The organism is Stenotrophomonas sp. G106K1, assembly GCF_037969685.1.
Classification (GTDB): Bacteria; Pseudomonadota; Gammaproteobacteria; order Xanthomonadales; family Xanthomonadaceae; genus Stenotrophomonas; species Stenotrophomonas lactitubi.
Map to the genome: position 1 here is coordinate 34,513 of NZ_JBBPFR010000008.1, position 21,794 is coordinate 56,306.

A 21,794-nucleotide genomic window follows, 5' to 3' on the forward strand; every position below is an offset into this window, starting at 1 on the left:
TCCTCGTTCTGGTGCTTACTGCGACTTGAGCTGGATGGCCGGGGTGACCTGCATCGCGCGCCAGGCGGGCAGGAAGCCGGCAGCAATGCTGGCCAGCAGGGTCAGGCCGAGGGCGAGCAGCAGCATGCTGCCGTCGAGGTGGGCCAGCTTGGCGTAGTCCACCGGCTGCTGGCGCACCGCATACAGGCCCAGCAGCGCCAGGCCGATACCGAGCACGCCACCGACCACGCCCACCGCACCCGCTTCGACCAGGCACTGCAGGAAGATCTGCCCGCGGCTGGCACCCAGTGCGCGACGCACACCGATTTCACCGCTGCGGCGCAGGAACTTGGCCAGCAGCAGGCCGACGGTGTTGACCAGGCAGACACCGAGGAAACCCAGCGCCAGCCACATCTGCAGGCGGACGTCGCTGGGTACTGCGTTGTTGAAGGTCAGCCACTCCATCACGCTGCGCAGGCGCACGTTGGCCGGGCGCTCGAAACGGCCGGCAGCCCGCTGCTGGTCCGAGTAGTTCACCAGGTAGCGGCGATAGTCTTCGGCCTTGGACGGGTCAAGCTCCACCCAGTACTGGATCCAGGTGCACGGCGCGTTGATCGAATTGCTGTCGTCATCGGGTGCGCCGTCGCGGAAGCAGTTCATGTTGCCGTTGCTGCCGAGCTTGAGGTCCATCGCGGTGGACAGCGGCATCATCAGGTCCTCTTCGCGGCCGTAGTTGCCGACGGTCAGGTCGAAGAAGTGCGGCTCCGGATTCCAGGTGTCCATCACCCCGATCACGCGCAGCGAATGGCCATCGGCACGGATCTCACGGCCAACACTGTCCGCCCCCTGGAACAGCTTGTCGTTGATCACCTTGGACAGCACCACCACGCGGGCGCGGCCGTCATCGTCGCTGGCCGTCCAGGCGCGGCCATACAGCATCGGCACGTTGAACATCGGGAAGAAATCGGCCGAGGTCCAGCGCGTATCGATGTTGAACGGCTGCAACGTGCTGCCTTCCGGCTCGACGGTCACATCGCCGGCACTCATCATCGCCTGGCGCTCGCCACGCTTCTCGCGCAGCAGCGTTTCGGCATCAAAACGGGTCATCTGGGTCTCCGGCTCTTCGCCGGTCAGGTAACCCGAGCGCGGGCGCGGATCGACCTGCACGTAGAACAGGCGGTCGCTCTTGTCCGGGATCGGGTCGCCAGACAGCACGTGGAACACGGTCAGGGTGGTCATCGAAGCACCGATGCCCAGCGCGATGGCCACCACCATCAGCGCGGTCAGTACCTTGTTGCGGCGGAAGCTGCGCACCGCCAGTCGGGCGTAGTAGGCGAACATGGTCGTGCCCTCACTCGTTGACGGCGACGATGCGACGCGGGGTAGCCAGCACCGGCTCGCGTACCAGGTCGGTGACCTGGCCATCGACGATGTGTACGTTGCGCTGCGCGCGCGCGGCCAGTTCCGGGTCGTGGGTGACCATCACGATGGTGGTGCCGGCGGCGTTGATCTCCTCCAGCAGTTCCATCACCCCGCGCGCCATCTGCGTGTCCAGGTTGCCGGTCGGTTCGTCGGCCAGCAGCAGGCGCGGACTGCCGGCCAGGGCGCGAGCAATTGCCGCGCGCTGCTGCTGGCCGCCGGAGAGTTCGTTCGGGTAGTGCTTCATGCGCGAGCCCAGGCCGACCTGGCTCAGCGCCTTCTCGATGCGCTCGCGGCGCTCGCCGGCGCTCATCTTGCGGTAGCGCAGCGGCACGTCCACGTTGTCGAACAGGTTGAGGTCCGGAATCAGGTTGAAGCCCTGGAAGATGAAGCCGATCTTCTGGTTGCGCAGGCGGCTGCGCGCATCGTCGCCGAGCTTGCTGACGTCCTGGCCGTCCAGCATGTAGGTGCCACTGGTGAAGGTTTCCAGCAGGCCGGCGATGTTGAGGAAGGTGGTCTTGCCGGAGCCGGACGGACCGGTGACGGCGACGAACTCGCCTTCCTTGACCTGCAGTTCCAGTGAACGCAGCGCGTGGGTTTCCACCTGTTCGGTACGGAAGACCTTGGCGACCGAACGCATTTCGAGCATGTACATGGGGTGTCCTCTCTCCAGGATGTATGAGTTGTGAGTTGTCAGTTGACGGAGACGCGTTCGGCGTCCTTGAACAGGTCGCTGCCCGAGACCACGATGCGGTCCCCTGGCTGCACACCCGACTTGATTTCCACTTCGCCCAGGCTGCTGACACCCAGTTCGATCGGACGGCGCACCGCGGTGCGGCCATCCATCACGTACGCCACGCCGTTGCCCTGTTCCACGAACGGGCCGCGCTCGACCTTCATGACATTCCTGCGGGTATCCAGCAGCACCCGCACCGACATCCGCTGGCTCTGGCGCAGGCCTTCAGGCTGGGCCGCAGCGAAGCGGACGCGGGCGTTGACTTCGCCATTGACCACTTCCGGCGACACCGCACTGATCTCGCCCGGGAACGGCTGGCCATTGCCACCGGTCAGCTGCGCCGGCATGCCGATCGCCAGATCGCGCGCGAAGCTTTCCGGCACCTTGATTTCGACTTCGAACTTGGACAGGTCGACCACGCCCAGCACCGGCGCGTTGGCGGCAAGGTTGGTGGACTGAACAGCCTGCACCTGGCCGACCTGGCCATCGAACGGTGCGCGCAGGGTCAGTGCGTCCACCTGGCGCCGCACTTCGGCCACCACGGCCTTCTGGCGGTCGGCCAGCAAGCGCTTGTTGCGTGCGTCCAGATCCGCGCCCTGGCTCTGCAGCCGCGCATCGGTGGTGGCATTGGCCAGGCTGATGTCGGCCTTCTTCAGGGTGTCCTGGGCCTTGGCCAGATCGATCTGCGGCACCGCACCGCCATCGAAGCCGCGTTGGTAGCGCTGCAGGTCGCGGTCGGCGGCCTGCCGCTCGATGTTGGCCTGGTCGGTTTCCTTGCGTGACTTGGCCCGGGCCAGGGTGGCATCCAGGTTGGCGCGGCTGGCCTCGGCTTCCAGGCCGGCCAGGGTGGCCTCTTCCTGGGCGAGCTTGCTGCGCAGCTCGGGGCTGTCGATGATCGCCAGTTCCTGGCCCTTCTTGACCACGTCGCCGGCCACTACCTTCAGGTCCACCGTGCCGGCGGAGATTGCATACAACACCGGGCTGTTGGCGGCGATCACGCGGCCGTCGGCGGCGATGTCGCGCACCAGGTCGCCGCGCTGCACTTCGGCCACGCGCACCCGGCTGCTGTCGAACGAGCGGCTGGCGTTGGACCACGCATGCACGGCCCAGCCGATGCCGGCAAGCAGGGCGATGCCCGCCAGCGCCGGCCAGCGGTAACGCTGCCATGCGGCCTTGGGAGCACTGGTCGAAGCGGAGGAAACGATCTGGTCCTGGGCGGAGGTGTCGCGGATCATCGGGTTCGTGCCTGTCGGTGGTGCCAGAGTGGTGCCCTACACAAAGCACACAGCGTGCCAACTTTATTTCCTTTTCCATCAATGATTTGCAGATGTGTCGTTACTGTCCGGGTGTCCGCGGACACCTTTCCGGACACTTTCATTAAGCGGACAGGAGGGGGGGCTGGCCGACACGCAGGCTAGAATGCGCCGACCGTCTTCAAGGAAATGCGTGACATGTGTGGAATCGTAGGTGCGATCGCCGGGCGCGACGTGGTGCCGCTGCTGATCGAAGGACTGAAGCGACTGGAATACCGCGGTTACGATTCCTCCGGCATCGCGGTGATCGATCAGGCCGAACGGCCCGAGGTGCGCCGCGTGCGCCGTACCGGTCGTGTCTCGGAGATGGCCACGGCTGCGGAGGCTGAAGGCTTCACTGCCAGTCTGGGCATCGGCCACACGCGCTGGGCTACCCACGGTGGCGTGACCGAAGCCAATGCGCACCCGCACATCAGCCATGGCGTGGCGCTGGTGCACAACGGCATCATCGAGAATCATGAAGAGCAGCGCGAGAAGCTGCGCGCGCTGGGCTATACCTTCGAGTCGCAGACCGACACCGAAGTGATCGCCCATCTGATTCATCACCATCTGAAGAACGGCGATGACCTGCTGGTCGCGCTGCAGCACACGGTCAAGGAACTGACCGGTGCCTATGCACTGGCCGTGGTCAGCCGTGCCGAGCCGGAACGTTTCGTCTGCGCCCGCATGGGCTGCCCGCTGCTGGTTGGCCTGGGCGAGGGCGAGAACTTCGTGGCGTCCGACGTGTCGGCCGTACTGTCGGCCACGCGCAAGGTGATCTTCCTGGAAGAGGGCGACACCGCCGAGATCCGCCGGGATGGGGTGCGCATCTTCGACGGCCACGATCAGCCGATCGAGCGCGATGTGCATCTCTCCGATGTCTCGCTGGCCTCGCTGGAACTGGGCCCGTACCGCCACTTCATGCAGAAGGAAATCCACGAGCAGCCGCGTGCGCTGGGCGACACCATCGAAGCGGCCATCGACGCTGGTGGCTTCCCGGCCGAACTGTTCGGCAGGAATGCCGAAGCGGTGCTGTCGGGCATCGAGGGCGTGCAGATCCTGGCCTGTGGTACCAGTTACTACTCGGGCCTGACCGCGCGCTACTGGATCGAGGCCATCGCCGGCCTGCCGTGCAGCGTGGAGATCGCCAGCGAGTACCGCTACCGCGCGGCCTACGCGAATCCGAAGCATCTGATCGTGACCATCTCCCAGTCCGGCGAAACGCTGGATACGATGGAGGCGCTGAAGTACGCCAAGTCGCTGGGCCACACGCACACGCTGTCGATCTGCAACGTGCCGGAAAGTGCGATTCCGCGCGCCAGCGAACTGGTCTGCTACACCCGCGCCGGCGCCGAGATCGGCGTGGCCTCGACCAAGGCGTTCACCACCCAGCTGGCCGCGCTGTTCCAGCTGACCGTGGTGCTGGGCAAGCTGCATGGCCGCGTTGATGCAGCACAGGAAGCGGACTACCTGGAGCAGCTGCGTTTCCTGCCGGGCAGCGTGCAGCATGCGTTGAACATGGAGCCGCAGATCGCCGCATGGGCCGAGCGCTTCGCACGCAAGAGCAGTGCACTGTTCCTGGGCCGTGGCCTGCACTATCCGATCGCCCTGGAAGGCGCGCTCAAGCTGAAGGAAATCTCGTACATCCACGCCGAGGCGTACCCGGCCGGTGAGCTCAAGCACGGGCCGCTGGCGCTGGTGGACGAGGACATGCCGGTGGTGGTGATCGCGCCCAACGACAGCCTGCTGGAGAAGGTCAAATCCAACATGCAGGAAGTGCGTGCGCGTGGCGGCGAGCTGTTCGTGTTCGCCGACCAGGACAGCAACTTCAACGAGTCCGAGGGCGTGCACGTGATCCGCACCCCGCGCCATGCCGGCGTGCTCAGCCCGGTGGTGCACACCATCCCGGTGCAGCTGCTGGCGTACCACACCGCGCTGGCACGCGGCACCGACGTGGACAAGCCGCGCAACCTGGCCAAGAGCGTGACGGTGGAGTAAGGCCGCCGGATCCATTGGATGCTGCATGCGAAAGGGGCCCACGTGGCCCCTTTCGTTTGCGCCGTTGGCAACCGCAAGTGGGACAGGCGTCGGGTGTTCTGTCCCGCGTCGGCAGGACGCAATCAATCTTTAATGCACGATATCGCCTGCATTCAGCGCCGGTTTCAGCCCGGGTGCGATTCTCGGAAGCGTCGAAGGTTCCTACGACGTACTGTCCCATCGATGCCGCTAGTGACCGATGGACGCAGTCGTAGAATCGAGTTGACCGAGATCCGGGTTGAGCCGTTGAACCCGCCTCGTTCGCGTTGCAGCACCTAGCCCGCCTGCTGGCGAAATGCCAGATCCGGCAAAGTGCGCCAGACGTGCGCTGAAGGGTCTGTTCCCGGGGAGGGGGCGAATCGGCAGAGCACACTTTTTTGACTTCAGTGACCTGCACCAGGAAACAAGAATGAACGTCCGCGAGCTCCTGCAATCCAAGAAAGAAGCTGTCATCACCATCGACACGGAAGACACGATCGGTGCCGCCGCGCACAAGATGAGCGCGAATAGAATCGCCGCGCTGGTAGTGATGAAGGATGATGCCCCGGTCGGCATCATCTCCGAAAAGGACATCGTCCGCAGCCTGGCCGATGATGGTCCGCAGGCTGGCCGACGGGTGATTTCCAGCCTGCCGTCCACCGGTCTGGAAGGCATCGCGCCGGACGCCACGTTGAAGCAGGCCATGTCCCTGATGACCTACTCGCGCCGTCGCCACCTGATGGTCACCGATGGTGCCACGCTGGTCGGCATCCTCAGCCTGGGTGACATCGTGAAGAACCTGCTGGGCGAGCTGGAGCTGGAAAAGGCCGTGCTGCAGGACATCTACATGGCGGCCCACTGAGGCCTGCGCAGTGCGATGAGACGAAGCCGGGCAATGCCCGGCTTCTTCGTTTCAGCGCTTCTGCCGGCTCAGAAACTCACCTTCACCGAATCGGCGCTGTAGTTCGCCGGGCCGTGGTAGACCACCTCGATGTTGTTGCCATCCGGATCGAGCACGAAGGCGCCGTAGTAGCCCGGATGGTAGGGGCGTTCGCCCGGCGTGCCGTTGTCGGTGCCGCCTGCCGCCAGCGCAGCGCTGTGGAAAGCATCGACGGTGGCGGTATCGCGGGCCTGGAACGCCAGATGGTGGCGACCGGTCAGCTGGCCGGCAGCGGCCTCGCTGCTGGCGCTGGAAATGAACAGCTCGTCGGCCCAGAAGTAGTCATCGCCTTCACCGGCCACCGGGATGCCGATCGTGTCGAACACCGCCTGGTAGAAGCGGCGACTGGCCGCCAGATCGCGCACTACCAGCTGGATGTGGTCGATCAGGCGGCCACGGTGCAGTTCCATCGTTTCCATACGAACCTCGCAAAAAAGGGGGGCGGAGTCGGTAGCGCCGGGCCGCGCCCGGCGAGCGCGCAGCGCGGCCTGCTCAAGGCCGCCGGGCATGGCCCGGCGCTACCGGAATTGTGCCCCTTTCTGGGTCAGGCGTTGGCGATGATCTCGACCCAGTAGCCGTCCGGGTCCTTGATGAAGGCCAGGTTCTTCATGCGGCCGTCGGTCAGGCGCTTCTGGAAGGTGACACCCAGCTCCTCGAAACGCTGGCAGGCCGTTTCGATGTCCGGCACCGACACGCAGATGTGGCCGAAGCCGCGCGGGTCGCTGTTGCCGTCGTGGTAGACGGAGCCGTCCTGGGTCTCGGTGCCGTGGTTGTGGGTCAGTTCCAGCACGCCCGGCAGGCCGGCCATCCACAGGCGGCGGGTGTTGTCATCTTCCGGCACCACGGCGCCGGCCGGCACATAGGCCAGGAAGTACAGGCTGAACTGGGCTTCGGCGAAGTCGCGCTTGTCGATCAGCTGGTAGCCGAGCACGCGGGTGTAGAAGTCCAGCGAGGCGGTGGCGTCCTTGACCCGCAGCATGGTGTGGTTGAAGACGAAGCCGGTGGTTTCGGCCGGGGCCTGGGCGGCGACGCCGGGGACATCGCGCAGGGCGGGAATGGTCATGGGGGAGGTCCTTCAGACAGGGCCGTTGCCGGCCGGATAGACGTCATTCTACGGGCCGGCAGCTGACGGCACCGCGACGTACAATGGACAGATCGCACCGTTCCGTCCTGATGACCATTGCCCGCCATGTCGCAGCGTGAATGGGTGGCCGCCGCCATCCGCAAGATCGAAGCCGATTTCAACCGTTCCGCCGATACCCACCTGATCCCGCTGGCCTTGCCCGGGTTCGAGGGCATCGAGGTGTACCTGAAGGATGAATCGAGCCATCCCACCGGTAGTCTCAAGCATCGGCTGGCGCGCTCGCTGTTCCTGTATGCCCTGGCCAACGGCTGGCTGCGCGAAGGGCGGCCGGTGATCGAGGCTTCCAGCGGCTCGACCGCCGTGTCCGAGGCCTACTTCGCGCGACTGCTGGGCCTGCCGTTCATCGCGGTGATGCCGGCCACGACGTCGCCGGAGAAGATCGCGGCAATCGAGTTCCACGGTGGCCGCTGCCATCTGGTCGAGCGCGCCTGCGACCTCAACTGCGATTCGGAAAAGCTGGCCCGCGAAACCGGCGGCCACTTCATGGACCAGTTCACCTATGCCGAGCGCGCCACCGACTGGCGAGCCAACAACAACATCGCCGAATCCATCTTCAAGCAGATGGCCGAGGAGCCCAGCCCGATTCCGGACTGGATCGTGTGCAGCCCCGGCACCGGCGGTACGGCCGCAACGCTCGGCCGCTACGTCAGCTATCGCCGGCACGACACCCGCATCCTGTGTGCAGACCCGGAAGTCTCGGTGTTCTTCGACGGCTACCAGGCTGCCCTGGCCGGCGGCAACGCGTGGCGCGGCATGACCTGCAACGGCGGCTCGCGGGTGGAAGGCATCGGCCGGCCGCGGGTGGAGTCGAGCTTCATTCCGACCAGTGTCGACGCCATGGTGAAGGTGCCCGACGCCTTGAGCCTGGCTGCGATGCGCCACGTCAGCCGCCAGCTGGGGCGCCGCGTCGGCGGCTCCACCGGCACCAATTTCATCGGCGTGCTGCAGGCCGCGCAGTGGATGCGCGAGGCGGGTCGCAAGGGCAGCATCGTCAGCATCCTGTGCGACAGCGGCGATCGCTATGCGCACAGCTATTACGACCCGGCCTGGTATGTGCGGCAGGGAATCGATGTGGAAGCGGCCGACGCACAGGTAGCGGCGGCGGCGGCCGGGCAGGGCCTGCCTGGATTGCCGTGGTGCAGCCTGGAAGCGCTGTAGCCGGCCGGCATTTCCGCCGGGCATGGCCCGGCGCTACCGATCACCCGAGCCGGTAGCGGCGGGGCGCGCCCGGCGAGCGCAGCGGTGAGTCGCACCCCGATCAATATCCGGCTGCAGTAAACGCATCCAGCACCGCATCGCGCAGGGCATCGGGCAGGGCCTCGATCTCCACGGCGCGGTCGTCCAGGTGCAGGCGCGGGTCCAGGCTGCTGGCCCGGCCCTGGGCCAGGGCCTGCAGCCACAGCAGCACGCAGATGACGAACTCGCGCTCGTGCCCTGACTGCACCTGGCTGGCGCCGCGTTCGATCACCTCGAACGGATACCACTCCTGCTCGTCGCTGAACCTGCCGCCCTGGTGTTGCAGTGCCTGCAACTGCTGCAGGTGGCGCGGCGCATCGTCGCCCGCATCGCACAGCGCGGCGATCCAGGCCAGTTCGGTCGGGCTGGCCGACAGCGCCAGCGATGGTGAACATACTGCGGATGGAGCTGGAGCCAGACCTTCCATGTGGGGCCTCCTCGACACGTTCCGCTGCGGTCTCCCCCGCGCCGCAAGCTTCAGCCGACGGCCGTAAGGCCGACGTGAACAATGGCCCGACGCCCCTTGTCTGCCAGCCCGGCAAGCGCCATATCGGTCTGGCTGCCCGCGCTGCCGGGCCCGTACTCTGGAGACCTGCCGTGACCGTTGCCAACCCCCTGCTCGATTTTTCCGGCCTGCCGCGCTTCGAGGCGATCCGCCCCGAACATGTGGCGCCGGCGCTGGACGTGCTGCTGGCGCAGGCCGAGGCGGCGGTCAGCGCTGCCGAGCAGGTGCAGCCGGTCAGCTGGCAGGCCTTCGTTACCCCGCTGGACGATGCCACCGAACGACTGTGGCGTGCCTGGGGCCTGGTCGGCCATCTGCAGGGCGTGGTCAACACGCCCGAACTGCGTGAGGTGTACAACAGCAACCTGCCGCGGGTGACCCGCTTTGCCAGTGCACTGGGCCAGAACCTGGCGTTGTACCGCCAGTACCAGGCCCTGGCGGGCAGCACCGAAGCGGCCGGTTTCGACGAGGCGCGCCGCAAGGTGCTGGAAAACACCCTGCGTGATTTCCGCCTGGGCGGTGCCGAACTGGATGCGGGCGCGCAGCAGCGTTTCGCCGCCATCAAGGAAGAATTGTCGGCGCTGTCGGCGAAGTTCTCGCAGAACGTGCTCGATGCCACCGATGCGTGGTCGCTGATCGTCGAAGACCCGGCGCGTCTGGCTGGCGTGCCGGACGACGTGAAGGCCGCTGCACGCGCGGCAGCGGAGAAGGACGGCAAGACGGGCTGGAAGCTGACCCTGCAGATGCCGTGCTACCTGCCGGTGCAAACCTGGGGCGAGGATCGCGACCTGCGCGAGATCCTGTACCGCGCCAGTGCGCAACGCGCGTCCGAGTTCGGCGACGATGCGCTGGACAACGGCGGCAACATTGATCGCATCCTTGCACTGCGTGCCGAGTTGGCCGCGTTGCTGGGCTTTGATTCCTACGCCGACTATTCGGTAGCCACCAAGATGGCCAAGGACCCCGCCGAAGTGCTGGGTTTCCTGCGTGACCTGGCTGCGCGTGCCAAGCCGTTCGCCGCCAAGGACCGTGCCGAGCTGGAACAGTTCGCCCGCGAGCATCTCGGTATCGACAGCCTGCAGGCCTGGGATCTGGCGTTCGCCGCCGACCGGCTGAAGCAGGCGCGTTACAGCTATTCCGAGCAGGAAGTGAAGCAGTACTTCACCGAGCCGAAAGTGCTCGGCGGCCTGTTCTCGGTGATCGAGCAGCTGTATGGCCTGCGCGTGCAGGAAGACAGCGCGCCGGTCTGGCATGAGGACGTGCGCTTCTTCCGCCTGGTGGACGCGCAGGGCAACCTGGTGGGCCAGTTCTACCTGGACCTGTACGCCCGCGAAGGCAAGCGTGGCGGCGCGTGGATGGATGACTGCCGCAACCGCCGCGAGCGCGCCGATGGCAGCGTGCAGACGCCATTGGTGTACCTGGTGTGCAACTTCGGCCGTGGCGCCGGTGGCAAGCCGGCGACCTTCAGCCACAACGAAGTGACCACGCTGTTCCATGAAATGGGGCATGGCCTGCATCAACTGCTGACCCGGATCGGCGAACTGGGCGTGGCCGGCATCAACGGCGTGGAGTGGGATGCGGTGGAGCTGCCGAGCCAGTTCATGGAGAACTTCTGCTGGGAATGGGACCATCTGCAGGGCATGACCGCGCATGTGGACAGCGGCAAGCCGCTGCCGCGTGCGCTGTACGAGCGCATGCTGGCCGCACGCAATTTCCACAGCGGCATGGCGACCGTGCGCCAGCTCGAATTCGGTCTGTTCGACATGCTGCTGCACAGTCAGTTCGAAGCAGCGCAGGACAGCGTGCTGGCACTGCTTGAGCGCGTGCGTGCGGAAGTGGCTGTGAACCATCCGCCGAGCTGGAATCGCTTCCCGCATCAGTTCAGCCACATCTTCGCCGGTGGCTATGCCGCCGGTTACTACAGCTACAAGTGGGCCGAAGTGCTGAGTGCGGATGCGTACGCCGCGTTCGAGGAAGCGCCGCAGGCGCTGGCCGCGACCGGCGCGCGTTTCCGCGACGAGGTGTTGTCGCGCGGTGGCAGTCGTCCGGCCGCCGAAAACTTCAAGGCCTTCCGTGGCCGTGCGCCGCAGATCGATGCGCTGCTGCGGCATTCCGGTATGGCGTAAGCACGCTACCGTCATCCACGCATGGCGTGGATCTACTGGAAATCGATGCTTGATGCCCTGGTAGGTGCCAACCTTGGTTGGCACGGGATCACTCGGCGTAGATCATCTTCCGGGTCATGCCGCCGTCGACGATGAAATCCTGGCCGGTGCTGAATCCGGACAACGATGAAAGCAGGTACACCGCCAGCGCGCCGATATCCTCCGGTTGCCCGACCCGACCCACCGGATGCTGGGCATGGTCAGTGACCGAATACTGCGGCTCGTGCCGGTGCGATGGCGCCTGCCAGGCATCGGTGCTGATCCAGCCGGGGCTGATGCTGTTCACCCGCACCGCCGGTCCGGCACTGATCGCCAGCGCGTGGGTGAAGGCCACCAGCCCGCCCTTGGCCGCTGCGTAGGCTTCGCTGTGCGGCTCGGACTGCCAGGCGCGCGTCGACGCGATGTTGATGATCGCGCCTGCATCGACCGACAGCGCCGGCAACGCATGCTTGCTGCACAGGAACGCACCATGCAGCGATGAAAGCCGGCGCTGCCATTCTTCCCACTCCATGTCCTGCAGCAGGGTGCCGTGCGGCCCGGCGATGCCGGCATTGTTGACCAGGCCGTCAATGCGGCCGAAGCGTTGCAGGGCGACGGTGATGAAGTCGCGCACGCTGCTTTCGTCGGTGATGTCCAGCCGCTGGAACGCCGCATCATCGCCGCGCTGCCATTCGGCGAGGCAGGCCAGGCCCGCCTCCATGTCCAGATCACCGATCAGCACCCGGCCGCCGGCCCCGAGCACCGCCTGGGCGATGCCGCGGCCGATGCCATTGGCACCGCCGGTGACCAGCACGACCCTGCCGTGCAGCGGCGCAACCGGCCAGGTGGCAATCGGCGGCACTGCGCTCATGACAGGTCTTCACCACGCAGACGACGGTGCCAGCCCTCAACACCGATCCGGTCCAGGGTCTGGATGTTGCGTTCGACGATCACGTCCGGGTCCGGGTAGACATCCACCGCGCGTGCCACGCTGTCTTCGCGCAGCAGGTGCAGGGTGGGGTAGGGCGCGCGGTTGGTGTAGTTGCTGGCGTCATCAGCGGCAACACCATCGAACTGATAGTCCGGATGGAAGCTGGCCACCTGCAGGATGCCCTGCAGGTCCAGCGCCTCGATCGCCGCATCGGCGTTGTCGAGGAAGTCGTTGTAGTCGAGGAAGTCGGTCAGCACCTGCGGGTGCACGATCAAGGTGGTATCGATCTGTTCGGCCGGCGTGTCGCGCAGCAGCACCAGTTCTTCGGCCAGTTCCTCCACCAGGGCTTCCGGTGTGGTCGCGTCGCTCAGCACGATGCGGACCTGGTCCTTCACGTACACCGCCTTTGCGAACGGGCACAGATTCAGGCCGATGACGATGCGCTCCAACCACAGGCGGGTGGCGGCGATCGGGTCATCGGTGGGCAGGGGGGTGTCGGTCATGGCGGGCGCATCGGCTGGCGGGGGTGGCCATTGTAGGCACGCCGATGCTGGGGCGCCGTTCACTGTGCAGGAACTGGACAACGGCGATGCTGGAAATTCCCATCGATTCAATCCCTTGCCGATATCACGCCAATGGCCGATTGCCGACGCAGCGGGCCAGGCGTGCAATGGCGGCACGACACAGGAGGACTTCACATGACTGCATCTTCCCCATGGCTGCCGGACACACTCTGGTCAGGCGCCTTCTTCGATGGTCAATGGAGCGCTGCCGCACAGCGCCAGCCGGTGATCGAGCCCGCCACCGGGCAGTCGCTTGGTGAGATCGGCCTGGCCGACGCGGCGCAGGTCGCGCGTTCTGCAGCCGCTGCGGCGCAGGCACAACAGGCATGGGCGGCGGCGCCTTACGAACAGCGCGCCGTGGTGCTGCGCAAGGCTGCGCGCCTGGCCGAAGACAACATCGATACGCTGGTCGAGTGGCTGGTCCGCGAAAGCGGCTCCACCCGCCTGAAGGCCGGTTTCGAGGCCAAGGTGACCATCAAGGCGCTGCATGAGGCCGCTGCACTGCCCTCGCGCAGCGTGGGTGAGATCCTGCCGTCCGAGCCCGGGCGGCTGAATCTGGCACGGCGCCGTCCGCTGGGTGTGGTGGGGGTGATCTCACCGTTCAATTTCCCGCTGTACCTGGCGATGCGCGCGGTGGCCCCGGCCATCGCTCTCGGCAATGCCGTGGTGCTCAAGCCTGACCCGCGCACGGCGGTGTGCGGTGGTGCGGTGATCGCACGCCTGTTCGAGCAGGCCGGCCTTCCGCAGGGTGTGCTGCACATGTTGCCCGGCGACGGTGCCGCCGGTGCCGCGCTGACCGGTGATCCGCATGTAGCTATGATCCAGTTCACCGGTTCGACGGCGGCTGGACGCAAGGTTGGCGAAGCCGCCGGCAAGCACCTGAAGAAGGTCTCGCTGGAGCTGGGTGGCAAGAATTCACTGATCATTCTTGATGATGCCGACCTCGATCTGGCGGTGGCCAATACCGCGTGGGGCGTCTACCTGCACCAGGGCCAGATATGTATGGCGACCGGCCGCGTGCTGGTACAGCGAAGCATCCATCAGGCGTTCCTGCAGAAGCTGGTGGCCAAGGCGAAGTCGCTGAAGGTGGGCGACCCGGCACGCGAGGACGTGGCGCTGGGGCCACTGATCAATGCCGCGCAACGCGACCATGCGGCGCGCGTGGTCGACGACGCGGTGAAGGCCGGTGCGTCCCTTGAAACCGGTGGCACCCATCAGGATCTGTTCTTCGCACCGACCGTGCTCGGCAACGTCAGCGCCGACAATCCGGCGTTCAACGAAGAGATCTTCGCGCCGGTAGCGGTGGTGGTGCCGTTCGATGACGACGACGAAGCCGTGCGCCTGGCCAATGACAGCGAGTACGGCCTGTCGATGGCGATCGTCTCCCGCAATGTCGGCCGCGCGCTGAAGCTGGGCGAGCGCCTGCGTACCGGTCTGCTGCACATCAACGACCAGACCGTGAACGATGAGGTCATCAATCCCTTCGGCGGGGTCGGCGCGTCCGGCAACGGCACCAGCATCGGTGGCCCGGCCAACGTGGAGGAATTCACCCAGTGGCAATGGATGACGGTCAAGGGCGAAGCCCCGGCCTATCCCATCTGATCGAGGAGAACGCAACGATGAGCAGCAACAGTGGATCGCGTGACATCACCGCCGCCGTGGTGCGCGGCAAGGAACAGCCCTTCGTCATCGAGCAGGCGCGCCTGCGCGGCCCGCAGGACGACGAAGTGCTGGTGAAGATCGTGGCGACCGGCCTGTGCCACACCGACCTGATCGTGCGTGACCAGTACTATCCGGTGCCGCTGCCGGCGGTGCTGGGCCATGAGGGCGCAGGCATCGTCGAGGCGGTCGGCCCCAACGTGCGTGAACTGAAGGCCGGCGACCACGTGGTGCTGACCTACGGCCAGTGCGGCCACTGCAATCCCTGCCGGGGTGGACATGGTGCGTACTGTCGCGATTTCTTCGCGCTGAACTTCGGTGGCGACGATGGCCACGGCCATACCGCCATCACCGATGCACAGGGCCAGCCGCTGCACGATCACTTCTTTGCACAGTCGTCGTTTGCCACGTTTGCGTTGGCGCGCGAGATCAACGCGATCAGGGTGCCTGAGGATGCGCCGCTGGAGCTGCTCGGCCCGCTGGGCTGCGGTATCCAGACCGGTGCCGGTGCGGTGCTCAACTCGCTGCAGGTGCGATCGGGCAGCAGCTTCGCCAGCTATGGCGCCGGTGCGGTCGGCCTGAGCGCGGTGATGGCGGCCAAGGTCGCCGGTGCCACCACCATCATTGCCATCGACGTGGTGCCCTCGCGGTTGCAGCTGGCCATGGAGCTGGGTGCCACACACGTGGTCAACAGCCGCGAGACCGACGTGATCGAGGCCGTGCGTGCGATCACCGGTGGCGGTGCCGATTTCGCGCTGGAATCCACCGGTCGTCCGGAGGTTCTCTCCGCAGGTATCGAGGCGCTGGGCGGGCTGGGCATGATGGGCGTGGTTGGCGCGCCGAAATTGGGCACGACCGCCAGTTTCGATGTGAACAACCTGCTTCTGGGTGGCCGCAGCATCCGCGGCATCGTCGAGGGCGACAGCGTGCCGCAGGTGTTCATTCCGCAGCTGGTGACGCTGTACCAGCAGGGGCGCTTCCCGTTCGACAGGCTGGTGAAGTTCTATCCGCTGGAGCAGATCAACCAGGCCGCCGAGGACAGTACGCGGGGCATCACGCTGAAGCCGATCCTGCGGATCGCGGCGTGAGGTGAGGGTGGACTGGGTCTGCAGGGCTGCGCCCTGCACCCGCCGAATCAACGGCAACGGCAACGGCCGAAGCAACAGCAACAGCTGGCTATCCGTGGGATGGCGGGGTGGGTCCGGTTGCGGGGGACGCCGTAAATGCGTCCCTGTAGGCTTGGCCGCGGCTTGCTCGTATGCGCTGTCCTGCGCACACGGCAAGACCAGGGTTGGGCGTCCTGCCCAACCCACCCGAGGCATGCCTCGGGCCCATGCCGCGGACACCCCCGCAACCGGACCCACCCCGCCTTCGACAGATCTCCGGAATCTGTTGGAATGGCATGGCCTGCTCTTGGTGGGTGTCGACCTTGGTCGACACATGAACGCCTGACGAAAACAGAAATGCTCCGTTGTCGGGACGTAACGCGGGCGTGGCGTGCGCGGGTGTACCCTGCGTCCATGATGGCCACGACAGTCGGGCAACAGCAATTGGCGGCGGCCCGTGCCGCCTTTGCCGAGGGCGATGTGCAGTCGCTGGCGATGCTGCCTTTGCCATTGCAGCAGTCCTGGCAGCGCTCGCATGCAGCCGGTGTGCACCCCGGGCAGGAGCCGTATTACCCGCCGCTGCAGGGCAACGGCCACCACTTGGAGTCCCGCAACGACCGTCGCCTGGCGCGTTGCGTGCAGCCCGAGCTGGAGCAGTTGTGGTCCGCGTTCGGTGCGCGGGGATGGACGATGTTCTGCGCCAACCGCGAGGGCATGGTGATCGTGCATCGCGCCCATGGCCTGGAAGATGCGCCGCTGCTGCGGCCGATCCAGGTGGGACGGCGGCTGGGCGAGGCCGAGATCGGTACCACCGCGCCTGCGGTCAGCCTGGCCGACGACCTGCCCGCCTTGGTACGCGGCAACGAACACTATCTGCAGCGGTTCGCCCCCGTGTTCTGCTTGAGTGAGCCGCTGCATGACCTGCAGGGGCAAGTCTGCGGTGCGATCGACATCACCGGGTTGGGGGAACGCGATCCGGCATTGCTGCAGGGCTATTTCCGGCAGGCAGCGCTGGCCATCGAGAACCGCTTGATGCACACGCTCAGTAATGTGCACCTGCTGGCGGTGCAGCATGATCCGCGCTGGCTGGCATCACCGCTGCAGGGCCTGTTGGCGGTGCAGGAAGACGGCCAGTTGCTTGCCGCCAACCGCGTCGCCCGGCGTCTGCTTGGCCTGCCACGGCGCGGGCCGCTGCCGTTGCTTTCGCTGGATACGTTGTTTGCCGGCGCCAGCGCCGCACAGCGACGCCGACTGCTGCAGCCTGGTCCTGCGCATCGGGTGCGGTTGGGCGAGGGCAGCGCGGTCCATCTGCAGCATCTACAGGCACCGCGCGCTGCACGGACGCGCTCGCCGGCCATGGCCGCGGCGCCCGTGCAGGCGGCGCCACTGCGTGACCAGCAGCGCGATGCAGCGCGGCGTGCCGCACATGCTGCCGACGGCAACCTCAGCCTCGCTGCACGCCAACTCGGAATCTCGCGGACAACGCTGTACAGACTGCTGCGCGAGTGAGGCCGGCAACGGGGGCCGGCGCTACACCCCGGCGTCGATCAATCGCGGAAGTTGTTGAACTGCAGCGGCAGTTCGAACTTGCCGGCCTTCAGCACGGCGATGGCATCCTGCAGGTCGTCGCGCTTCTTGCCCATCACCCGCAGCTTGTCGCCGTTGATCTGGGTTTCCACCTTCAGCTTGGCTTCCTTCAGCGCCGCGGCGATCTTCTTGGCGATCTTCTGCTCGATGCCCTGCTTGACGGTGATCTTCTGCCGGGCCTGCGCCAGGTTGGTTTCCACGTCGCCATATTCCAGGCTGAGTACATCGATGCTGCGGGCGGCCAGGCGTGCGCGCAGGATGTCGTTCATCTGCTTGAGCTGGAACTCGCTCGGCGCGGATTGGGTGATCACTTCGCCGTCTCGCTCGAACCTGGCGTCCACGCCCTTGAAGTCGAAGCGGGTGGCAAGCTCGCGGTTGGCCTGGTCGAGCGCATTGGTCAGTTCGTGGGTGTCGACTTCGGACACAACGTCGAAGGAAGGCATGGGCGTTACTCCGCAGAAATCAGTGGCGCTCATTCTATCGCGCCGGTCGCGGCGGCAACGTCCGCGGTCGGTGATAATGGGCCATGAACCTGCAACGCTCCCCTTCGCGCGCCGTGGCCTGGATGGTCGCCGCCGTCGCCTGTTTCTCGCTGATGGACGCCGGCATGAAGCAGCTCTCGGCCAGCTATCCCTCGCTGGAGGTGACCTTCCTGAGGGGCATCGCGTCGCTGCCCTTCGTGCTGGTCTGGGTCCTGGCCAGTGCCGGGCCACGTTCGCTCATTCCGCGTCGCTGGGGCCTGCACCTGCTGCGCGGCGGGCTGGGCATGGCAATGATCGGCTGCTTCGTGTTCGCCCTGCGCGACCTGCCGCTGTCCACCGCCTACACCATCTACTTTGTCGCGCCGCTGCTGATTGCTGCCTTGTCGGTGCCGCTGCTGGGCGAGCGGGTAGGGCCGCGGCGCTGGGTGGCCATCGGCATCGGCCTGGTCGGCGTGCTGGTGGTGCTGCGGCCGGGCGTGGGCGGTTTCATCTCGGTGCCGGGCCTGATGGTGCTGGCCGCTGCCACCGCCTATGCCATCGCCGCGATCACCGTCAGCCTGCTGACCCGCACCGATACCTCGCAGTCGATGGTGGTCTGGTTCCTGGTCATCATGGCCATCGGCGCCGGGCTGCTGGCGATCCCCGGCTGGGTACCGCTGCAGATGGCGCATGCGCCGTTGATCGCCGGCATGGGCCTGGCCGGAGCGCTGGGCCAGATCGCGCTGACCAAGGCCTTCCAGCTGGGTGAGGCCTCGATGATCGCGCCGCTGGAGTACAGCGGCCTGGTCTGGGTGATCGGCTGGGACCTTGCGTTCTGGGGGCAGTTGCCGGACGGCTACACCTGGGCGGGTGCGGCGATCATCGTCGCCTCGGGCCTGTACCTGCTGCACCGCGAGCGGCTGAACCGGCAGGAACCGCCGAAACCGTTGGACCATCCCTGAACCGGTGTGGCCGGGGAATGGGTCAGAGCCCCTGCCAATGCGCCGATGCGAGCGACTTAGAACCAAAAGGAATAACATTCTGGCCCATGGCGCGGGCGCGCGAGCGCCGGCGCTGGTAGGCTGCACGCCCCCTTCCATCGCCCTCCCGGTGAGCTGATCCCGTGATCGAGTTCCAGCGCCTGCACAAATCCTATGCCGTTGCCGGCCGCGCGGTCAGCGCGCTGCAGCCGCTGGACCTGACCATCGAGGCCGGTGAGGTGTTCGGCATCATCGGCCATTCCGGAGCGGGCAAATCGACGCTGATCCGCATGATCAACCGCTTGGAGGAGCCCAGCGGTGGCCGTCTGCTGATCGCCGGTGAAGATGTAACCGCGCTGGAGCCGGAGGGCCTGCGCGCGCTGCGCCGCCGGATCGGCATGATCTTCCAGCACTTCAACCTGCTGTCCTCGCGCACGGTGGCCGGCAACGTCGCCTTCCCGCTGGAACTGGCCGGTACGCCGAAGGCCGAGATCGAAGCACGCGTGGCCGAACTGCTGCAGACCGTCGGCCTGCAGGCGCATGCGGACAAGTACCCGGCGCAGCTGTCGGGCGGGCAGAAGCAGCGCGTGGGCATCGCCCGCGCACTGGCCACCCGCCCGCAGATCCTGCTGTGCGATGAGGCCACCAGCGCGCTCGATCCGCAGACCACCGCCTCAGTGCTGGCGCTGCTGTCGAAGATCAACCGCGAACTGGGCCTGACCATCGTGCTGATCACCCACGAGATGGACGTGATCCGTCGCGTCTGCGATCGTGTGGCTGTACTCGATGCCGGCCAGCTGGTCGAGACCGGCCCGGTGACGAAGGTGTTCCTGCACCCGCAGCATCCGACCACCCGCCGTTTCGTCAACGAGTCGGAGCAGGTGGACGAGGGCACGCTGCACCGCGATTTCGACGCTGTCGGTGGCCGTGTCGTGCGCCTGACCTTCCTCGGCGCCGACACCTACGAACCCCTGCTCGGCAGTGTCGCGCGGCAGACCGGGGTCGACTACAACATCCTGTCCGGCCGTATCGACCGGATCAAGGACACCCCGTATGGCCAGCTGATCGTCGCCCTGGTGGGCGGTGACCAGTCCGCCGCGCAGGCCGCGTTCGTGGCTGCCGGCGTGCACGTTGAGGAACTGCGTCGATGATCATCGCTACCGCCGGCGGCTTCTTCCGCCACCTGGATGCAGGCAAGTGGGCCGACATCGGCCAGGCCACCATCGACACCCTGCTGATGCTGGCCGGTTCGCTGCCACTGACCCTGGCCATCGGCCTGCCGCTGGGCGTGCTGCTGTACCTGTTCGGTGCGCCACAGCTGAAGCGCCGGCCGTTCGCCTACGGAGTGCTTGCGCTGGTGGTGAATCTGCTGCGCTCGGTGCCCTTCATCATCCTGATGATCGTGCTGATCCCGGTGACCCTGTTCATGATGGGTACCTCGCTGGGTGTGCGTGGCGCGATCGTACCGCTGGTCATCGGTGCTGCGCCGTTCTATGCGCGCCTGGTGGAAACCGCGCTGCGTGAAGTGGATCGCGGAGTGATCGAGGCGACCCAGGCCATGGGCGCTACCACCTGGCAGCTGGTCACCCGCGTGCTGCTGCCCGAAGCACGGCCGGGCCTGATTGCCGGTGCGACGGTGACCACCGTGGCCCTGATCGGTTTCACGGCGATGGGCGGTGCGATCGGTTCCGGTGGCCTCGGTGACCTGGCGTTCCGCGATGGCTACCAGCGATCGCATACCGACGTGGCGCTGGTCACCGTGGTCCTGCTGCTGGTGTTGGTGCAGCTGCTGCAGATGCTGGGCGACCGCCTGGTCGCGCATTACAGCCGCAGATAACAGAATGCCGGGCCGCGCCCTGCATCGTTCGGGGCGTGCCGCTGCCGCTGGCCAGCAACCTCGTGTTTGGTACTGCCGGCTGCTGGCCGGCAACCTCGTGAATTCCTGACGCAACGTGCAGTTGCCGGCCAGCGGCCGGCACTACCGCATTCGATCAACGCACGTTCGGCACTTCGTAGCCCAGCTTGCCGACCTGTTCGGCGTGCTGCGGCACGCGCTTGAGCTTGTCGGTGTTCACCCCGTACTCGTCGCGCAGGCGTTCGGCCAGGTCCTTGTACAGGGCCTTGTCCATGTCCGGCGTACGCGAGAAGATCCAGGCCATCTCGCGGCCCGGGTAGCCGATCAGCGCCCAGGAATAGTCCGGCGCTACTTCCAGCACCCGCGAATGGGTCGGCACGACCCGGTAGAACCAGGTGCGCCAGCCATGGTTGCCACTCTCCGGATCAACACTGGCACGCGCGCGGATTTCCTGCAGGGGCTCGCCGAAGCCATCGCGGTAGCGATAGGTGATGACGACCTTGTGATCCTCGCGCAGCTCGTACTGGTTGACGCTGGCGACGTGGCCGCGTTCGATGAAGTTCGGCACGCGGCCGATCACGTACCAGGTCCCCATGAAGCGCTGCAGGTCGATCACCCCGTCTGCAGAGGCCTCTGCGGCGCTGTTGCGGGACGACGGTGGGGAATTGGCAGCCACTGCCGGACCGCCCAGGGACAGGGCCAGCAACACAGCGCAGAGCGGGCGGATCGAGGTCATGCGGGAGCGGGCTCCAGTGGGCTTGCCCGCGCATGGTCACTGTGTGCACGCAATCCGTCAATGGTGTCGCAGCCGGTGAGAAGCCCCGCAGCCAAGCTGGCCCGCATCGACCACCGGAGAATCCACATGCGCACACGTCCCCGCCACCGCCTTCCAGCTGAACGTGTCAGCGAACGTGCTGATCCCCGCCTGCTGCGGGTGGTGCCGCAGTTCGCCTTGGCCGGGCTGGCCGTGGTGCTGGTGTGGCCGGCCGCTCGCGGCAGCAGTGCCTGGCTGGGTTGGTTGCCGCTGTGGCTGGTCGGCATGCCGTTGGCGGCATGGTGGGCCCTGCTGCGCTGCCCGTTGCCGACGCGGGCAGCGCTGCGCTGGTTGCGACGCGACACTGGGCAGGCCCGGCGCCGCTCCCAGCCACGTACGCGCAAGGCGCGCACCGCCACGGCCTGACCTTCGACACGGGGGCGGCACCGGTCATCCATGCTAGCGTTCCAAGGCTAATGACTGCCTGGAG

Annotated in this window: 21 protein-coding genes; 11 read left to right on the forward strand and 10 right to left on the reverse strand. The window is 66.5% G+C overall.

All coding sequences use genetic code 11. From position 1 onward, the window contains the following. Window positions 1-15: 15 nt before the first annotated feature. The 3 genes from WKB25_RS09530 to WKB25_RS09540 are packed head-to-tail and all read right to left on the reverse strand — an operon-like array spanning window position 16 to window position 3,369. Complete coding sequence (locus WKB25_RS09530) at window positions 16-1,320, reverse strand: ABC transporter permease (protein WP_340570174.1); 1,305 nt, start codon at window positions 1,318-1,320, stop codon at window positions 16-18. A gap of 10 nt (window positions 1,321-1,330) precedes the next feature. After that, the gene (locus WKB25_RS09535) at window positions 1,331-2,053 is read right to left on the reverse strand and encodes an ABC transporter ATP-binding protein (protein WP_032976565.1); all 723 of its coding nucleotides are present in this window, start codon (window positions 2,051-2,053) and stop codon (window positions 1,331-1,333) included. Window positions 2,054-2,091: 38 nt separating this feature from the next. Further along, window positions 2,092-3,369, reverse strand: coding sequence for an efflux RND transporter periplasmic adaptor subunit (locus tag WKB25_RS09540; protein ID WP_340570178.1), 1,278 nt, complete (start codon window positions 3,367-3,369; stop codon window positions 2,092-2,094). 216 nt (window positions 3,370-3,585) lie between these two features. On the opposite strand from WKB25_RS09540, the gene glmS reads away from it, so the two are divergent. After that, window positions 3,586-5,424 (forward strand): glutamine--fructose-6-phosphate transaminase (isomerizing), encoded by a 1,839-nt coding sequence (gene glmS, locus WKB25_RS09545; protein ID WP_340570180.1) that lies wholly within the window; start codon window positions 3,586-3,588, stop codon window positions 5,422-5,424. Between the two features lie 448 nt (window positions 5,425-5,872). After that, window positions 5,873-6,304 carry a CBS domain-containing protein gene (locus tag WKB25_RS09550; protein ID WP_089237013.1) on the forward strand — a complete coding sequence of 144 codons (432 nt, stop codon included), beginning with the start codon at window positions 5,873-5,875 and terminating at the stop codon, window positions 6,302-6,304. A gap of 68 nt (window positions 6,305-6,372) precedes the next feature. Here the strand turns inward: WKB25_RS09550 and WKB25_RS09555 are convergent, their stop codons facing one another. Together WKB25_RS09555 and gloA are read right to left on the reverse strand one after the other, a co-directional pair. Continuing rightward, window positions 6,373-6,801: a VOC family protein gene (locus WKB25_RS09555; RefSeq protein ID WP_340570184.1), complete on the reverse strand. Its 429-nt coding sequence runs from the start codon at window positions 6,799-6,801 to the stop codon at window positions 6,373-6,375. 125 nt (window positions 6,802-6,926) lie between these two features. Beyond that, on the reverse strand, window positions 6,927-7,445 hold the full coding sequence (gloA, locus tag WKB25_RS09560) for a lactoylglutathione lyase (RefSeq protein WP_340570186.1): 519 nt from the start codon (window positions 7,443-7,445) through the stop codon (window positions 6,927-6,929). Window positions 7,446-7,571: 126 nt separating this feature from the next. Between gloA and WKB25_RS09565 the strand changes: the two genes are divergently transcribed. Next, on the forward strand, window positions 7,572-8,684 hold the full coding sequence (locus tag WKB25_RS09565; RefSeq protein ID WP_340570188.1) for a PLP-dependent cysteine synthase family protein: 1,113 nt from the start codon (window positions 7,572-7,574) through the stop codon (window positions 8,682-8,684). Between the two features lie 100 nt (window positions 8,685-8,784). Here WKB25_RS09565 and WKB25_RS09570 read toward each other — a convergent pair whose 3' ends face one another. Beyond that, on the reverse strand, window positions 8,785-9,189 hold the full coding sequence (locus WKB25_RS09570) for a hypothetical protein (protein WP_340570190.1): 405 nt from the start codon (window positions 9,187-9,189) through the stop codon (window positions 8,785-8,787). A gap of 170 nt (window positions 9,190-9,359) precedes the next feature. On the opposite strand from WKB25_RS09570, the gene WKB25_RS09575 reads away from it, so the two are divergent. After that, window positions 9,360-11,390, forward strand: coding sequence for a M3 family metallopeptidase (locus WKB25_RS09575; RefSeq protein ID WP_340570191.1), 2,031 nt, complete (start codon window positions 9,360-9,362; stop codon window positions 11,388-11,390). 88 nt (window positions 11,391-11,478) lie between these two features. Here the strand turns inward: WKB25_RS09575 and WKB25_RS09580 are convergent, their stop codons facing one another. Further along, window positions 11,479-12,279, reverse strand: coding sequence for an SDR family oxidoreductase (locus tag WKB25_RS09580; protein WP_340570192.1), 801 nt, complete (start codon window positions 12,277-12,279; stop codon window positions 11,479-11,481). Continuing rightward, window positions 12,276-12,842 (reverse strand): DUF1415 domain-containing protein, encoded by a 567-nt coding sequence (locus WKB25_RS09585; RefSeq protein WP_340570194.1) that lies wholly within the window; start codon window positions 12,840-12,842, stop codon window positions 12,276-12,278. Before WKB25_RS09585 ends, WKB25_RS09580 begins: the two co-directional genes overlap by 4 nt. Window positions 12,843-13,037: 195 nt before the next feature. On the opposite strand from WKB25_RS09585, the gene WKB25_RS09590 reads away from it, so the two are divergent. From WKB25_RS09590 to WKB25_RS09600, 3 genes are all read left to right on the forward strand, one after another. Beyond that, window positions 13,038-14,504: a benzaldehyde dehydrogenase gene (locus tag WKB25_RS09590; protein ID WP_340570196.1), complete on the forward strand. Its 1,467-nt coding sequence runs from the start codon at window positions 13,038-13,040 to the stop codon at window positions 14,502-14,504. 17 nt (window positions 14,505-14,521) lie between these two features. Further along, the gene (locus WKB25_RS09595; protein WP_340570197.1) at window positions 14,522-15,649 is read left to right on the forward strand and encodes an NAD(P)-dependent alcohol dehydrogenase; all 1,128 of its coding nucleotides are present in this window, start codon (window positions 14,522-14,524) and stop codon (window positions 15,647-15,649) included. A gap of 435 nt (window positions 15,650-16,084) precedes the next feature. Further along, window positions 16,085-17,176 carry a helix-turn-helix domain-containing protein gene (locus WKB25_RS09600; protein WP_340570198.1) on the forward strand — a complete coding sequence of 364 codons (1,092 nt, stop codon included), beginning with the start codon at window positions 16,085-16,087 and terminating at the stop codon, window positions 17,174-17,176. Between the two features lie 38 nt (window positions 17,177-17,214). On the opposite strand, the gene WKB25_RS09605 is transcribed toward WKB25_RS09600, so the two are convergent. Continuing rightward, a complete protein-coding gene (locus tag WKB25_RS09605) occupies window positions 17,215-17,697 on the reverse strand; it encodes a YajQ family cyclic di-GMP-binding protein (RefSeq protein ID WP_099820599.1) in 483 nt (160 codons plus the stop codon). 83 nt (window positions 17,698-17,780) lie between these two features. Here WKB25_RS09605 and WKB25_RS09610 point away from each other — a divergent pair, with 83 nt between their 5' ends. The 3 genes from WKB25_RS09610 (at window position 17,781) to WKB25_RS09620 (ending at window position 20,532) form a co-directional block, all read left to right on the forward strand. Next, on the forward strand, window positions 17,781-18,677 hold the full coding sequence (locus WKB25_RS09610; protein WP_340570200.1) for a DMT family transporter: 897 nt from the start codon (window positions 17,781-17,783) through the stop codon (window positions 18,675-18,677). Between the two features lie 161 nt (window positions 18,678-18,838). Further along, a complete protein-coding gene (locus WKB25_RS09615; RefSeq protein ID WP_340570202.1) occupies window positions 18,839-19,846 on the forward strand; it encodes a methionine ABC transporter ATP-binding protein in 1,008 nt (335 codons plus the stop codon). Further along, a complete protein-coding gene (locus WKB25_RS09620) occupies window positions 19,843-20,532 on the forward strand; it encodes a methionine ABC transporter permease (RefSeq protein ID WP_100553603.1) in 690 nt (229 codons plus the stop codon). Before WKB25_RS09615 ends, WKB25_RS09620 begins: the two co-directional genes overlap by 4 nt. Window positions 20,533-20,686: 154 nt before the next feature. Here WKB25_RS09620 and WKB25_RS09625 read toward each other — a convergent pair whose 3' ends face one another. After that, on the reverse strand, window positions 20,687-21,286 hold the full coding sequence (locus WKB25_RS09625) for a lipocalin family protein (protein ID WP_340570203.1): 600 nt from the start codon (window positions 21,284-21,286) through the stop codon (window positions 20,687-20,689). Between the two features lie 126 nt (window positions 21,287-21,412). Here WKB25_RS09625 and WKB25_RS09630 point away from each other — a divergent pair, with 126 nt between their 5' ends. Further along, the gene (locus WKB25_RS09630; RefSeq protein WP_340570205.1) at window positions 21,413-21,730 is read left to right on the forward strand and encodes a hypothetical protein; all 318 of its coding nucleotides are present in this window, start codon (window positions 21,413-21,415) and stop codon (window positions 21,728-21,730) included. The last annotated feature ends 64 nt before the right edge of the window (window positions 21,731-21,794 follow it).